Annotated in this window: 20 protein-coding genes; 6 read left to right on the top strand and 14 right to left on the bottom strand. The window is 67.2% G+C overall.

Going from position 1 to position 13744, the window contains the following annotated elements; all coding sequences use genetic code 11:
• Window positions 1-35: 35 nt before the first annotated feature.
• Entirely contained in the window at window positions 36-662 is a 627-nt protein-coding gene (locus VA613_RS05670; protein ID WP_324780888.1) for an Lcl domain-containing protein, read from the bottom strand.
• A 246-nt stretch (window positions 663-908) separates the two neighbouring features.
• Complete coding sequence (locus tag VA613_RS05665; protein ID WP_324780887.1) at window positions 909-1526, bottom strand: cation transporter; 618 nt, start codon at window positions 1524-1526, stop codon at window positions 909-911.
• Window positions 1527-1609: 83 nt separating this feature from the next.
• On the opposite strand from VA613_RS05665, the gene murI reads away from it, so the two are divergent.
• Window positions 1610-2407 carry a glutamate racemase gene (gene murI / locus VA613_RS05660; protein WP_324780886.1) on the top strand — a complete coding sequence of 266 codons (798 nt, stop codon included), beginning with the start codon at window positions 1610-1612 and terminating at the stop codon, window positions 2405-2407.
• A 46-nt stretch (window positions 2408-2453) separates the two neighbouring features.
• Here murI and VA613_RS05655 read toward each other — a convergent pair whose 3' ends face one another.
• The 9 genes from VA613_RS05655 to VA613_RS05615 all read right to left on the bottom strand — a co-directional run bounded on the left by VA613_RS05655 (window position 2454) and on the right by VA613_RS05615 (window position 8237).
• A complete protein-coding gene (locus tag VA613_RS05655; RefSeq protein ID WP_324780885.1) occupies window positions 2454-2768 on the bottom strand; it encodes a DUF1840 domain-containing protein in 315 nt (104 codons plus the stop codon).
• Window positions 2769-2777: 9 nt separating this feature from the next.
• Complete coding sequence (locus tag VA613_RS05650; protein WP_324780884.1) at window positions 2778-3440, bottom strand: hypothetical protein; 663 nt, start codon at window positions 3438-3440, stop codon at window positions 2778-2780.
• A gap of 141 nt (window positions 3441-3581) precedes the next feature.
• The gene (locus tag VA613_RS05645) at window positions 3582-3860 is read right to left on the bottom strand and encodes a YqjK-like family protein (protein ID WP_324780883.1); all 279 of its coding nucleotides are present in this window, start codon (window positions 3858-3860) and stop codon (window positions 3582-3584) included.
• Entirely contained in the window at window positions 3857-4249 is a 393-nt protein-coding gene (locus tag VA613_RS05640) for a phage holin family protein (RefSeq protein ID WP_324780882.1), read from the bottom strand. Before VA613_RS05640 ends, VA613_RS05645 begins: the two co-directional genes overlap by 4 nt.
• A 9-nt stretch (window positions 4250-4258) precedes the next feature.
• On the bottom strand, window positions 4259-4594 hold the full coding sequence (locus VA613_RS05635) for a DUF883 family protein (RefSeq protein ID WP_324780881.1): 336 nt from the start codon (window positions 4592-4594) through the stop codon (window positions 4259-4261).
• 172 nt (window positions 4595-4766) lie between these two features.
• The gene (locus VA613_RS05630) at window positions 4767-5972 is read right to left on the bottom strand and encodes a tryptophan--tRNA ligase (RefSeq protein WP_324780880.1); all 1206 of its coding nucleotides are present in this window, start codon (window positions 5970-5972) and stop codon (window positions 4767-4769) included.
• Window positions 5973-6033: 61 nt separating this feature from the next.
• The gene (locus tag VA613_RS05625) at window positions 6034-6738 is read right to left on the bottom strand and encodes a site-2 protease family protein (RefSeq protein ID WP_324780879.1); all 705 of its coding nucleotides are present in this window, start codon (window positions 6736-6738) and stop codon (window positions 6034-6036) included.
• A 5-nt stretch (window positions 6739-6743) separates the two neighbouring features.
• Window positions 6744-7367: an L-threonylcarbamoyladenylate synthase gene (locus VA613_RS05620; protein WP_324780878.1), complete on the bottom strand. Its 624-nt coding sequence runs from the start codon at window positions 7365-7367 to the stop codon at window positions 6744-6746.
• A gap of 6 nt (window positions 7368-7373) precedes the next feature.
• On the bottom strand, window positions 7374-8237 hold the full coding sequence (locus VA613_RS05615) for a 3',5'-nucleoside bisphosphate phosphatase (protein ID WP_324780877.1): 864 nt from the start codon (window positions 8235-8237) through the stop codon (window positions 7374-7376).
• A 107-nt stretch (window positions 8238-8344) separates the two neighbouring features.
• Between VA613_RS05615 and VA613_RS05610 the strand changes: the two genes are divergently transcribed.
• From VA613_RS05610 to hfq, 5 genes are read left to right on the top strand one after another with little or no spacing between them, the layout of a single operon-like run.
• The gene (locus VA613_RS05610; RefSeq protein ID WP_324780876.1) at window positions 8345-8962 is read left to right on the top strand and encodes a septation protein A; all 618 of its coding nucleotides are present in this window, start codon (window positions 8345-8347) and stop codon (window positions 8960-8962) included.
• Window positions 8962-9264, top strand: a complete 303-nt coding sequence (locus VA613_RS05605) for a YciI family protein (RefSeq protein WP_324780875.1) — start codon at window positions 8962-8964, stop codon at window positions 9262-9264. Before VA613_RS05610 ends, VA613_RS05605 begins: the two co-directional genes overlap by 1 nt.
• Window positions 9261-9524, top strand: a complete 264-nt coding sequence (locus VA613_RS05600) for a BolA family protein (protein WP_324780874.1) — start codon at window positions 9261-9263, stop codon at window positions 9522-9524. The genes VA613_RS05605 and VA613_RS05600 overlap by 4 nt, the downstream gene beginning before the upstream one ends.
• Window positions 9525-9535: 11 nt before the next feature.
• Window positions 9536-10369, top strand: coding sequence for a peptidylprolyl isomerase (locus tag VA613_RS05595; RefSeq protein ID WP_324780873.1), 834 nt, complete (start codon window positions 9536-9538; stop codon window positions 10367-10369).
• A 56-nt stretch (window positions 10370-10425) separates the two neighbouring features.
• A complete protein-coding gene (hfq, locus tag VA613_RS05590; protein WP_324780872.1) occupies window positions 10426-10668 on the top strand; it encodes an RNA chaperone Hfq in 243 nt (80 codons plus the stop codon).
• A 19-nt stretch (window positions 10669-10687) separates the two neighbouring features.
• Here hfq and VA613_RS05585 read toward each other — a convergent pair whose 3' ends face one another.
• Genes VA613_RS05585 through VA613_RS05575 form a run of 3 tightly spaced genes read right to left on the bottom strand, consistent with a single transcriptional unit; the run spans window position 10688 to window position 13721 of the window.
• Window positions 10688-12292, bottom strand: coding sequence for an ArnT family glycosyltransferase (locus VA613_RS05585; RefSeq protein WP_324780871.1), 1605 nt, complete (start codon window positions 12290-12292; stop codon window positions 10688-10690).
• Window positions 12270-12989 carry a TVP38/TMEM64 family protein gene (locus VA613_RS05580; RefSeq protein ID WP_324780870.1) on the bottom strand — a complete coding sequence of 240 codons (720 nt, stop codon included), beginning with the start codon at window positions 12987-12989 and terminating at the stop codon, window positions 12270-12272. The genes VA613_RS05585 and VA613_RS05580 overlap by 23 nt, the downstream gene beginning before the upstream one ends.
• Window positions 12990-13004: 15 nt before the next feature.
• Window positions 13005-13721, bottom strand: a complete 717-nt coding sequence (locus VA613_RS05575; RefSeq protein WP_324780869.1) for a glycosyltransferase family 2 protein — start codon at window positions 13719-13721, stop codon at window positions 13005-13007.
• Between the last annotated feature and the right edge of the window lie 23 nt (window positions 13722-13744).

Below are 13744 nucleotides of genomic sequence, written 5' to 3'. Positions count from 1 at the left end.
CGCCCCCCACGCCCCCGAAGGGCTGAAGCACCGAATCACCCACGCCGCCGCGCGCGCCACCTGACTAGCCCCAAGCCGGCCAGCATCAGCGCATAGGTCTGCGCCTCCGGCAAGGCGGCGACATCGCCGGGACGAACAGCCAATGCATACGTACTACCGTACTTAGAGCCGACGCCCTGGAGGCCGTAGTTGGTATCGAAGACAAACGCGTAGGCTGGGTCCGGCGCGTACTCCGTACCGGACCAATACAAGCTATTCCGGAAATTGGTGAACTTGGCCAGATCCGGATCGCCGCTGGTCAGGATGGATTGCCCTCCGGTACCGCCCAATTCGTTGTAAAACAGGTGCCCCATTTCGCTGTTGGAGCAGTTGAAGGCTCCACAGGTGGTATCGCTCGTAGGCAGGCGCCAGTCGGCGTAGGTGACGTTGCGCACGGCATCAAAATAACTGAGGTTGGCGGCCCAGGTGGTGGCCTCGCTCCAGGTCATCAGGCCGTCGGCGTCGTAGCCGCTGGTCTTGGCGTAGTTGGCGTCCTTGAGCCAGGTGACGTCGAGGTCAGTGTCGTAGATGAGGCCGCCGCCGCGGTCGACGAGGGCGGCCTGGGCAGCGCCGGAGATGAGGCCGGCGACGAGAAGCGTGGACGTGATCAGGGTGGCGCGCATGGAATCCTCCTCTTGAAATGGCCATGTGTTTTCCGGGCGCGCTTGGCTGGCGCTGCGCGTCTGCTTGTTCCGCAGCGCGAAAGCAAGGAACGTGCACACTTCCGGAGAACCCATGCAAGCAACTGATTCGTCGCGTTTTTCTCGAGAGAGAGAGAAAGCCGGGTGTAAGGTTTTCCGACACGAAACGGGTGAGCAACTCGCCCCTTGCTGTCCGAACTGGCGTCCCTCGCCACGCGAGCGGCGCGCTTACACCCCGGCCCGCAATTCGTCCTTCGCATGGCGAATCACCGCCGCGCCCGACGTCAGCGCGAGTGCCGCCAACGCCACCGCCACGGCGATGTCGGGCCAGCCCCGCCCGGTCGCCCACACCGCACCCGCCGCGCCCATCACGGCGATGTTGCCGAGCGCATCGTTGCGCGAACACAGCCACACGGAGCGCGCCTGCGCATCACCCTGGCGGTGGGCATAGAGCAAGACCGCGACACCAAGGTTGACCACCAGCGCGATGAGACTCACCCAGCCCATGATCGCGGGCTCGGGCACCACACCGGCCGACCACTGCCACGCCGTCTTGCCAAGCACGAACAGTCCGTATCCGAACATCAGCGCCCCCTTCCACAGCGCGCTGCGCGAGCGCCACACCGGCGCCAGCCCCAGCACGAACAGCGCCACGCCGTAGTTGCCGGCGTCGCCGAGGAAATCGACCGCGTCGGCCAGCAGCGACACCGAGTGGGCCGAGAAGCTGGAAACGAGTTCGACGCCGAACATCAGCACGTTCAGCACCAGTGCGACCCACAGCGCGCGCCGGTAGCCCGGGTCCGGCGACGCCGCGTCGCACGCCGAATTGCAGCCGCAGCCGCTCATGCGGAACGGCGCCTCGAAACGCGCTTCTGCAACAGGTCCAGCGGGTAGAATGCCAGCTTTGTCATTCCGCCATCCTGCCATCCATGTCCACGAACGCACACTCCCCGATCGGCGTATTCGATTCCGGCATCGGCGGGCTGACCGTGGTGCGCGCGCTGATGGAGCGCCTGCCCTTTGAAAACATCGTGTATTTCGGCGACACGGCGCGCGTCCCCTATGGCGTGAAGTCCGTCGAGACGATCGCGCATTTCACCACGCAGATCGCGCAGTTCCTGCTGGAGAAAGAGGTCAAGCTGCTGGTCATCGCCTGCAACACCATGGCGGCGGTTGCCGCGCAGGTGGTCAAGGACCTCTCGCCGGTGCCGGTGCTCGACGTGATCGACGCCGGCGCGGTGTCGGCGCGCGGCGGCCGGAAAATCGGCGTCATCGGTACCCCGACGACGATCAACAGCAATGCCTATGCGCGCGCGATCCACGACTACGCGCCCGACTCGCGCATCCATTCGCAGGCTTGTCCGCTGTTCGTCCCGCTCGTGGAGGAAGGCTGGCTCGACCACGAAGTCACCCGCCTGACCGCGCAGGAATACATGAAGCCGCTGCTCGCCGAGCACATCGACACGCTGGTGCTCGGCTGCACCCACTACCCGCTGCTGAAGCCGCTGCTGCGGCAGGTGGTCGGCGACGCCGTGAACCTCGTCGATTCCGCGGAGGCGATGGCCGAGCAGGTCGCCGCGGTGCTGGCCGAGACGCATCTCGCCAACCCGGGTCCCGGCCAGCCGCGCTACGATTTCTACGTCACCGACGTGCCGCTCCGCTTCCAGACCATCGGCGAGCGCTTCCTCGGCCGCACGCTCAACAACGTGCACGTGGTGAAGTGGTGAACGCGGCGCGCGACATGGCGATGCGCTGAGCCCGCCGGCACACGCGTCACTTCCACATCACGTCGCAGCGTTGCCGCGCCGCGGCGGTCAGCAACTCGATCAGCGGCAACGCCCGGTGGGCCAGGCTGACCGGGACCTCGTCCGCATCATCGCTCGGCGCCTTCTTCGGCGCCGTCGTCATCTCGGCCTGCCGCACCGCAGCGATCGCGCCCTCCAGGCGCTCGAGCGCCGCCGGCACGTCCTCGGCCAGGATGGCGCCCGGAACCGTCGGGCTGTGCCCCATCATCTTCAGCATCGTCAGCGCCACCTCGCCGAACATCGTGATATCGGCGTAGGCCTTGCACGTGAACGTCACCAGCATTCGCGTACCCTAGCGGCGATCCGGCCCGTGATCGCCGCGCCCGTCGCGGCCGCGCTCCTGCGGACCGCCCGGCCGTTGCTGCTGCTGGAAATGCTCGCGCCCCACCGGCTCGCGCGGCTGATAGCGGTAGCGCTCGGTGCGGATCGAGCGCTGCTGCTCGGGTTCGCGCGGATAGCGCTCACCCGTGTAAGGCCGCTGATAGCTCGGCAACGGCGCAGGACGCGGCGCAGCGCGACGATCCCAGCGATCCCAGCCGCCGCGCTGCCGTTCCCAGTCCGGCCCCCAGTGCTCGCCCCAGCGCGGCGGTGCGTCGGGACGCCAGCCATGGAAGAACGGCGGCGCCACGCGGTAGTAGCGGACCGGGACGCGCAGCACGAAGAGCGGCACGTCGTACGGGTCGACCAGGTCCCAGGGGCCGTCGTACCAGCTGCTCACATACCAGTGGTCGCCCTGGAAGACCCAGTAAAGGCCGTCGTAGAAGAACAGGTTCAGGTGGATGCGCGGGTCGTAATAGACCGGATAGCCCGGTATCCGAACGAGCCTGGGATAGGCCGGCACGTTGATGCCGATGCTGACGCCGGGCACGCTGATGCCGACGCCGACGCTGACGTCGGCGCGGACGGCAGCGGACGGCACGAGCAGCAGGGACAAGACCAGGGGCAGGTAGCGCATGTTCGTTCTCCTGTCATAAAGGGATGCACTGAAACGCTTGGCGGACGATGACATGACGGCCGGCAGCGCTGCCGCCGACGCGCTGCCTGGTGTTTTTACTTTAGACGCATTCAGGACGGCTCGACGCCGGAACGACCCGCCTCATCGGCCGGCCAGCCGACGCCCGATCTGCCACGCCGTCCACAGCCATCGCGCCCACCTGCCGGCACGCCGCGGCCGCACGGCGGCAAGCAGAACGACGCCGCCAAGCACCCATCCGGGATGACGCCCGATGCTGCGCAGCGCGTCGATCCCGCGATCGGCCAGGGCGAGCGGCCCACGCCAGCGATCGACGCCGCGCGCCAGCGCATCGCGCTGCGCCTCCGCCTGCGCGATCAAGCCCGCGCGGCGTTCGGCCCGACGGCGCAACCTGGCGCTCATGATCGGCCCATCAATCGCTCGCGGTCCTTCGACAACTCGCCGAGGCTCGCCGCGAACAGCCTGGGCTTGGTCCGGAGCTTGTGGCGCGCCCAGCCGACCGCCGCCGCACCGCTGCCGAGAAACAGCGCGGCGAGGCCTGCCAGCACCAGCAGGCGGTGGCTTTCCCAGAATGCGACGACCAGCAGGAGCACCAGCAGCAAGAGCCCCAGGCCCAGGCAGAACGCGGCAAGCAGCAGCAGCCCCAGCACCGACAGCAGCCAGTCCCGCTCCTCTTCGAGGTCGTTCGCAAGCAGGTCGAGGCGGGTATGCGCGATCGCGACGAGGCTGCCCGCGAAGGTCTTCAGCGATTCGAACAGCCCCATGCCCCCACCGGGCGCCGGCTCGCCCATGGCGACGGGCTAGCGGCGCCCCATGAGGAAGCCGATCAGCAGCCCGAGCCCGGCCGATATCCCGATCGACTTCCAGGGATTCTCGTGGACATAGGCATCCGTGGCCTTCGCGGCGGCCTTGGCGCGGGCCACCAGCGCCGCTTCGGCGTCGGCCATCTGCGCCTTGGCGCGGGCCAGCGAGGCCTCTGCGCGTGCGCGGATCGATGCAACGGCGTCGCCGCCCTGATTCGCCGTGGCCTTGAGCAGCGCCTCGGCATCCGCCACCACGGTCTTGAAATCGGCGATCAGCTGCTCCTTGGTCACCTCGGGCGCGACGGGTTCGCCGGACGCAGGTTGAGTGCTCATTGCGCGTTCCTCCATGACATGTGGGTGCCAAAAACCCGGGCGGCATGCCGGCTGGCATTGCACCCGCCGCCGGCACGGCGGCAAGTCACATGCTGACGGCACTGTTTTTATAGGACAGATTCGTCCCCGCCGCCCGGGCGCCGCGCGGGCGCGTCGAGCGCCTTTGCGGCGCTCAGTAGCTGAAGGTAAGCCCCATCGCCTCGCGCACATCGCGCATGGTGTCGCGCGCCAGCTCCTGCGCCTTTTCGCAGCCGTCCGCGAGGATGTTGCGGACCTGGTCGGGGTGCTCCTCGTAGTACTGCGCACGCTCGCGGATCGGCGCGAGCTCGGCCAGAACCGCGTCGATCACGGGTTGCTTGCACTCCAGGCAGCCGATGCCGGCGCTGGTGCAGCCCGTGGTGACCCACTGCCGCACGCCGTCGTCCGAATACACGAGGTGGAACTGCCAGACGGGGCAGTTGGCCGGATTGCCCGGATCGGTGCGGCGCACGCGCGCCGGGTCGGTCGGCATGGTGCGGATCTGCTTCGTCACCGTCTCCGGATCTTCGCGCAGGGCGATGGTGTTGCCGTAGGACTTCGACATCTTCTGCCCGTCCAGGCCCGGCATCCTCGATGCCTCGGTAAGCAGCGCCTCGGGCTCGACGAGGATCATCTTGCCGGAGCCTTCGAGATAGCCGAACAGGCGCTCGCGGTCGTTCATCGACAGGTTCTGCGCGTCGTTCAGCAGGGCCTTCGCCGACTCCAGCGCCTCGTCGTCGCCCTTTTCCTGATACGCGGTGCGGCATTCCTCGTACAGGCGGGCCTTCTTCGAGCCGAGCTTCTTCGCCGCCGCGCGCGCCTTCTCCTCGAAATCCGGCTCGCGGCCATACATGTGGTTGAAGCGACGCGCGAGTTCGCGGGTGAACTCGACGTGCGGAATCTGGTCCTCGCCGACCGGCACGCGGTTCGCCCGATAGATCAGGATGTCGGCGCTCATCAGCAGCGGATAGCCGAGGAAGCCGTAGGTCGAGAGATCCTTGCTGGCCAGCTTCTCCTGCTGGTCCTTGTAGGTGGGCACGCGCTCCAGCCAGCCCAGCGGGGTCATCATCGACAGCAGCAGATGGAGTTCGGCGTGCTCGATCACGCGCGACTGCACGAACAGCGTCGCCTGCGCCGGATCGACGCCTGCGGCCAGCCAGTCGACCGTCATGTCGCGCACGTTGGCGTCGATGACCTGCGGTGTGTCGTAGTGCGTGGTCAGCGCGTGCCAGTCGGCTACGAAGAACAGGCACTGGTACTCGTTCTGCAGGCGCAGCCAGTTTTTCAGGACGCCGTGGTAGTGGCCGAGGTGGAGGCGGCCGGTGGGGCGCATGCCGGAAAGAACGCGGTCGGAATACATGTCGGGCGAGTGGTGAGTGGCGAGTAGTAAGTAGTAAGTGGTAAGCGGTGAGCGGTAGCGGTCAGGACAGCACGAGCTGGATCAGGCCGACCAGCTGGGCCGGCTCGAGGCCGGTGAGGAGCGCGGTCAAGCCGATGAACAGGCTGATCAGCGGCCACAGGATGATGCCGAGGATGCCGGTGAACATGAGGCCGAGCAGGATGAACAGGCCGTAGGGTTCCAGCCGCGCGAACTGCATCGCCTGCTTCACCGGCAGCAGGCTCACGGCGATGCGCCCGCCGTCGAGCGGCGGCAACGGAATCAGGTTCAGCGCCATCAGGATGACGTTGATGAACACGCCGGCGGCGCCCATCAGCATCAGCGGCGCGCTGGCGAAGCCGCTGCCGAGGGCATGGCCGAGCTGGATCATCAGCGCCCAGAACACCGCCATGACGAGGTTCACGCCGGGGCCGGCCGCCGCCACCCACAGCATGTCCTGCTTGGGACGCCGCAGGCGGCCGAAATTGACCGGCACCGGCTTGGCCCAGCCGAACAGGATCGCGCCGCCGCCAAGCAGCTTGCTGGTCAGCAGGATCACCAGCGGCACGAGAATGGTGCCGACTGGATCGATGTGCTTGAGCGGGTTGGCCGAGATGCGGCCGGCGGCCGCCGCCGTCATGTCGCCGAAGTAGCGCGCGACATAGCCATGCGCTGCCTCGTGCAGCGTGATCGCGAAGATCACCGGCAGGGCGAACACCGCAATCTTCTGGATCAGCGTGAGTTCCATGCGCGTCAGCCCTCGAAGTCGGCGGTGTCGCCCTTGCCGTAGCGCAGCACGGCGGGGGTGTCGGTGGTGAGGTCGACCACCGTGGTCGGCGTGAGCCCGCAGGCGCCGCCGTCGATGACCAGATCGACCCGGTGTTCGAGGCGTTCGCGGATCTCCCACGGCTCGGTGAGCGGCACGTCCTCGCCATAAAGGAGCAGCGTCGACGACAGGATGGGTTCGCCCAGCTCCGCCAGCAGCGCCTGCACGATCGCGTGGTCGGGCACCCTGAGGCCGATGGTGTCGTGCTTCTTGTGCAGCAGGCGCTTCGGCACCTCGCGGGTTCCGCGCAGGATGAACGTATAGGCGCCCGGCGTATGCGCCTTGAGAAAGCGGAACTGCGCGTTGTCGACCTGCGCATAGCGCCCCAGCTCCGACAAGTCGCGGCAGACCAGCGTGAGATCGTGGCCGGTGTCGAGGCCACGCACCGACAAGAGCCGCATCGCGGCCTCCTTGTCGCCGATATGGCAGCCCAGTGCGTAGCAGGAATCGGTCGGATAGACGATCACGCCCCCGCGCCGTAGGATCTCGACCGCCTGCTGGATCAGGCGGGGCTGCGGCGTGTCGGCATGAATGTTGAAGAATTGCGCCATGAATCGTCAGGTCGGGGAAAGGGAAAGGTGTGCTTCGAGTTCCGGCCATCCTTGCCAGACCGGCTTGCAGTAATGCGGCAGCGCGGGCAGGCGTCCGATGTCGACGCCCTCGCCCGGTGCGTGGAAATCGGCCCCGCGCGAGGCCTTGAGGCCGAATGCGCGCGCCAGGTCGGCAAACTTGCCGAACTCGGAGGGATGGTGGCTGCCGGTGATGACCTCGATGCCTTCGCCACCGGCGGCGCGGAACGCATCCAGCAGGCGATGCAGGGAACACGCGTCGAGCGGGTAGCGCCCGGGATGGGCGATCACCGCGACGCCCCCGCTCGCCCGGATCCAGTCGACGGCGTTTTCCAGCGTGGTCCACTGGTGCTCGACGTAGCCGGGGTTGCCGCGCGTGAGAAAGCGGCGAAACGCGCTGCGCACGTCGGGCGCGTGTCCCTGCGCCACCAGCCAGCGCGCGAAGTGGGTGCGCCCCACCATCTGCTTGTTCACGGCATACGCATAGGCGCCCTCGTAGGCGCCCGCGATGCCGGCCTGCGCCAGGTCGTCGGCCATGCGCCGGGCACGCGCCATGCGGCCGCGACGAATCTCGCCGAGGCCGTCGGCGAGCGCCGGATGCGACGGGTCGATGCGCAGGCCGACGATGTGCACCGTATGCCCGCTCCATGTCACGGAAACCTCGACGCCGGGGATCAGTGTCACCCCGACGCGGTCCGCCGTCGCCTGTGCGGCCGCAATGCCGCCGACATCGTCGTGGTCCGTCAGGGCAAGCGCATGGACGCCGTTGGCCGCGGCGCGCAGGACCACTTCGGCCGGCGGCAACACACCATCAGAGACGTTGGAATGGCAATGCAGATCGATATTGAGCATCGATGATCGGGGTCGGGCGACCAGCGCCAAAAGCGCTTGGCCAGGAGGGGGAATCATAGCAAAATAAGAAATTGCTTGAATTACGGTCGGTTGCGTGCCGAACCCTAATGAAAAAACTGCTGTTCGATCTCTTTCCGATCATCGTCTTCTTCATCGCCTACAAGATCGGCGACGCCAACGCCGAAGCGACGCGCGCGTTCATGGCCGGGCTCGGTCTGCCGCAACCGGTCGGGGTGGGCGAGAAGCCGGGGATCTACCTCGCGACGCTGGTCGCCATCGTCGCCAGCGTCGGGCAGATCGTCTGGGTGAAGCTGCGCGGGCAGGCGATCGAAACCATGATGTGGGTCAGCCTCGGCCTCATCGTGCTGTTCGGCGGCGCCACGCTCTGGCTGCACGACGAAACCTTCATCAAGTGGAAGCCGACGGTGCTGTACTGGATCTTCGCCGCGATCATCCTTGGCTCCGCCGCCGTCGGCCGCAACGTCATCAAGGGCCTGATGAACACGCAGATGGAACTTCCCGAGGTCGCATGGAGTCGGTTGAACGCGAGCTGGGGCGGATTTTTTGCCTTCATGGGGGTTGCAAATCTCGTTGTCGCCTTCAACTTCTCGACCGACACCTGGGTGGACTTCAAGCTGTTCGGCAGCCTGGGCCTGATGCTGGTTTTTGTGATTGGCCAGAGCATGATGCTCACCAAATACTTGGACAAGGAAGAAAAGCAATAATGTTCTACGCGATCGTCGGCCAGGATGTGCCCGACAGCCTCGACCGGCGACTTGCCGCCCGCCCCGCCCACGTCGAACGCCTGCAGGCGCTGCAGGCCGGCGGGCGGCTTCTGCTGGCCGGACCGTTTCCCGCCATCGACAGCAGCGACCCCGGGCCGGCGGGCTTCTCCGGCAGCCTGATCGTCGCCGAATTCGACTCGCTTGCCGATGCACAGTCGTGGGCCGAGGCCGATCCCTACGTGGCGGCCGGCGTGTACGGCAGCGTCAGCGTCAAGCCCTTCAATAAGACCCTGCCCGCATGAGCACCGCCGACCTGATCCGCCAGCGCCTCGCCGCGCTGGAGCCCGAAAGCTACACGCTGGAAGACGAAAGCGCCCAGCACAAGGGACACGCCGGTGCCGCATCCGGCGGTGGACATTTCCGGCTGACGCTGGTGTCGCCCAGGTTCCGCAATCTTTCCACGCTTGCCCGCCACCGTCTCGTCTACGAGGCGATGGGCGAGCTCATGCAACGTGAGATCCATGCGTTGTCGATCACTGCCCTGACCCCGGAAGAACTCTGAAAGGAAACCGAATGCGCGTTGCACGCCTCCCCGCCCTGATCCTGCTGGCGCTCGCCCCCCTGGCGCAGGCGCAAACGCCCGCTCCTGCCGCGCCGGCGCCCAAGGCGGCGACGCCGGCCGCCGACGCCAGCAAGCCCCTGGCCGTGGTCAACGGCACGCCCATTCCCGCCATTTACGGGCAAATGGTCAAGAGCGAGATGGCCGCAGGCCAGCCCGACAGCCCGCAGCTGGACGCACGGATACGCGAGTCCCTGATCAACCTGGAGCTGCTGTCGCGCGCCGCACTCGACAAGGGTCTCGACAAGGACCCCACCCTCGCGGCCGCCCTCGACATCCGCCGCAAGGATCAGCTGGCGAAGGCCTATCTGGAGGACTACATCAAGTCCCACCCGGTGACCGACGCCGACATCCAGGCGACGTACGACAAGGCCAAGGCCCAGCCGATGGAGCCCGAGTACCGCGCCCATCACATCCTGGTGAAGAGCGAGGCCGAGGCGAAGAAGCTCATCGCCGAGATCGACAAGAAGAAGGCGAAGTTCGAGGATCTGGCGAAGAAATACTCGCAGGACCCCGGCTCGGCCAAGAACGGCGGCGCGCTTGACTGGTCCGACCGCCGTGCTTTCGTGCCGGAGTTCTCCGAGGCATTGGCTGGGCTCAAGAAGGGCGGCATGACCCAGACGCCGGTGAAGACCCAGTTCGGCTATCACATCATCCGGCTCGACGACACCCGGATGCCCACGTTCCCGCCGCTCGACGCCGTACGCGGCGACATCGTCAAGCAGCTGCAGCAGGAGCGCGTGCGCGATGCGATCCAGGCGGTGCGCGCCGGTGCAAAAATCGAGTAATCCGCTAATAATATAAACGGGGCTTCGCCCCGTCTCCACCTGACAGGGAGCCGAACATGGCCAAAGAATACAATCACCTGCAAGATGTCTTCCTCAACACCCTGCGCAAGGAGCGCATTCCGGTGTCCGTCTTCCTCGTCAACGGGATCAAGCTGATGGGGCGCATCGAATCCTTCGACCAGTTCGTCGTCCTGCTGAAGGGGCAGGACCAGGCGGCCCAGATGATCTTCAAGCACGCCATCTCGACCATTTCGCCGTCGCGCGAGGTCGTGCTGCCGCAGCGCGACGCCGAGGCCTGAGCCTCCGGTCCCGCCATGCTTACATGGCGGCCTCGGCCAGCAGCGAGGCGGCCGTAGGGGCATCAACCAGCACGGCGATGTCGCCGCGGTAGGGCTGCTTGTGGCGCGCGGGAATTGCGCCGGTCGGCGTGTTGCCGTGCAGGTACACCACCGCGTAGGCTTGCGGATGTGACGCCAGCCAGGCAGGCGCGCTCGACTGGTTCAGTTCCACCAGCGGTTCCGTCAATCTTCCCAGAAACTGATACTGGGCATGGTAGGTCGCGATGCTGGCCACCACGCGCCCTTCGCCCTGCAGCGCCTTGATCGCCCGCGCCATCGGCTTGACGTCATAGCGCGGCTCGATCGAATGCATGGCGGCGACCTGCACGAGGGCCATCGTCGCGGCACCGAGCAGCGCCAGGCTCGGGACCGGTGCGACGCCGCGCCGCCCGCCGGCCCAGACCAGAACCGCCAGAATAATCAGGACCACGCCCGGCCACATCGGCGGTAGCGCGACGACCTGGCCGTGCAGCGCCGCAATCCGGCCGCCGGCGGCCAGGATCAGCAGCACGCCCAGCGCTGCCGCCAGCAAGGCCGGAAGGCCCGTCCGCGCCTTAGCCGTCCCGGCGAGCAGGCGCGCCGTCAGCAGCGCGAAGGCGGGGAACAGCGGCACCAGATAATGCGGCTGCTTGCCGCTGATGAAGCAGAAGGCGACGAATACCGGCAGCATCCACGCCAGACAAAACCTGGCGCCGCGGTCGAGGCCGCGGCGGCGCTGGTGCACGAGCGCCTTCCACCAGGCGGGCCAGGCAAACCACGGGAACAGCAGCAGCGGCAGCAGCGGCACGTACCACCAGAACGGGCGCCGGTGCGCAAAGGACTCGACCATGCGGTTGGCCGTCTGCCCCCAGAAAATCGCGTTGCGGTACGCCTCGCCGCCCGAGAATCCCGCCGGCAGCGCCCACGCCAGGGCGATCAACGCACCGAGCAGCACCGCCAGCAGCGTGCCGCCGAACCAGCGCGCCCAGCGCAGGCCCGGATTCCACCAGGGTGCCAGCGCCACGACCGGCAGCAGATGCAGCAGGATGACCGGTCCCTTGCTCAGCACGCCGAACCCGATCGCCACTCCCATCACGACGAAACCGCTGCGCTTCCCCTCCGCCGCCGTCAGTACGCCTTGCAGGCCGAGCAGCACCCAGAACGCGAGCATCACGTCGAACATGACCGAGGTGGAGAACACGATCCACAGCAGCGCGCTGACGAGCACCAGCGCCGCCTGTCCGCCGAGCCCTCCATGCTGCGGCCAGAGACGGGCCGCGAGTCGATAGGTCAGGAACAGGCCGCCGGCGGAGAACAGCGGCAGCACCAGGCGCGGCCACCACTCGTTGACGCCGAACAAAGCCCAGCCAATCTGGAACATCCAGAACAGGAAAGGCGGCTTGTCGCTGTAGGGTGCGCCGTTCTTGAACGGGACCAGGAAATCACCGCGCAGCCACATCTCCCACGCCGCGCTGACGTAGCGTGTCTCGTCGATCGGCGACAGCGGCCGCGTCAGCAGCGCCACTGCGGTCAGGCCCGCCAGCAGCGCGAGGCTTGCCAGCAGCCGGGTCCGCCCCGAGCCGTCAGCGTGGGAACCGGGATTCATCGTGCGAGCCTCCTGTTTCATCCAGTGCGGCATCCACCTGGTCGTCGAGGCTCTGGCCATGGCGGAAGCGGCGATAGAGATAGGCACCGAGCGCGCCCGACACCAGGAACAGCCCGATGGCGAGCGCGAGCTTCAGCGCCGGGTCGATGTGCGCGCCGCTGCCCACCAGCGCGAACACCAGCGTCTGCGGAAGATAGCCGAGCAGCGTGCCGGCGAAGAAGCGCACGGCGGGAATGCTGGAAATGCCCGCCGCGAGGTTGGTCAGCAGGTTGTTCCCGACCGGCAGCAGCCGCACGAGAACGGTCATCGAGAACGGGTGATTCTGGATGAAGCGGTCGAAGCGCCCCGCACGTTCGCCCAGGCGCGCGCGCAGCAGGCCCTGGCCGAACAGCCGCGCATACCCGAAGCTGAGCATGCAGCCGAGCAGCGCCGCCAGCGCGCCCACCAGCGTGCCCAGCCCCACGTTGAAGGCATAGCCGCCGAGGAAGGCGATGATCTGGCGCGGCAGGCCGATGGCGGTGAACAGGCCGCCCATCAGGAGAAACAGCAATGCGCCGCTGACGCCGTGGCCGCGCACACGGGTGTCGATCCAGGCCTCGTTGACGCTGTTGCCGAGGTCGCTGCTCTCGAACAGATAGCCGAGCAGCGCCAGGCTCAGCATCAGCGCCAGCCCCTTCAGAACGACGCGCGCTTTCACCGGGCCCGGCCCATTCTAGAGATCGGAATCGGCCTCGATCACGGGCAGTCGCACCCTGCGCTGCAGCCACGCCACGCCGAACAGGTCGACGATGCCGACCCACAGGCGGTTGTGCACGCCGTATTTCGAGGCCCCGCGCTCGCGCGCGCGATGATGGACCGGCACGGAGACCACGGCACCGCCGTTGCGCATGACGAGCGCCGGCAGGAAGCGGTGCATGTGGTCGAAGTTCGGCAGCGCGAGGAAGGTCTCGCGGGCGAACACCTTGAGGCCGCAGCCGGTATCCGGCGTGTTGTCCTTGAGCATGCGGGAACGCACGCCGTTGGCGATCCTGGACGAAATGCGGCGCACGAAGGTGTCGTTGCGCTTCGACCGCCACCCTGCCAGCAGTTCGAGATTGGGCGGCTGCGCCGGATCCGCCAGCTTCGCGAGCAACGCGGGGATGTCGGCGGGATCGTTCTGGCCGTCGCCATCGAGCGTGGCGATCCACTCGTAGCGCGCCGCGCCGACGCCGGTCGTGACCGCGCGGCTTTGCCCGCACGAGGCGCGATGGCGGATCACCCGCAGCATGGGAAACTCGGATTTCAGCACCTCGAGCCTCGCCTGCGTGGCATCGGTGCTGCCGTCGTTCACGTAGACGATTTCGAAGGTGGTGTTGCCGGACAGCGCCGCGGCGATCTCGCGTACCAGCGGCTCGACGTTGTCCTGCTCGTTCTTGACGGGTACAACCACGGAAAGCCTGCCGTGGTAGGCGT

Origin of the sequence: Thiobacillus sp. SCUT-2 (assembly GCF_035621355.1) — a bacterium.
In the GTDB taxonomy this organism is placed as follows: domain Bacteria; phylum Pseudomonadota; class Gammaproteobacteria; order Burkholderiales; family Thiobacillaceae; genus Thiobacillus; species Thiobacillus sedimenti.
Note: the sequence above shows the minus strand (reverse complement) of the source record. Positions and strands in the feature narration are given on the sequence as shown.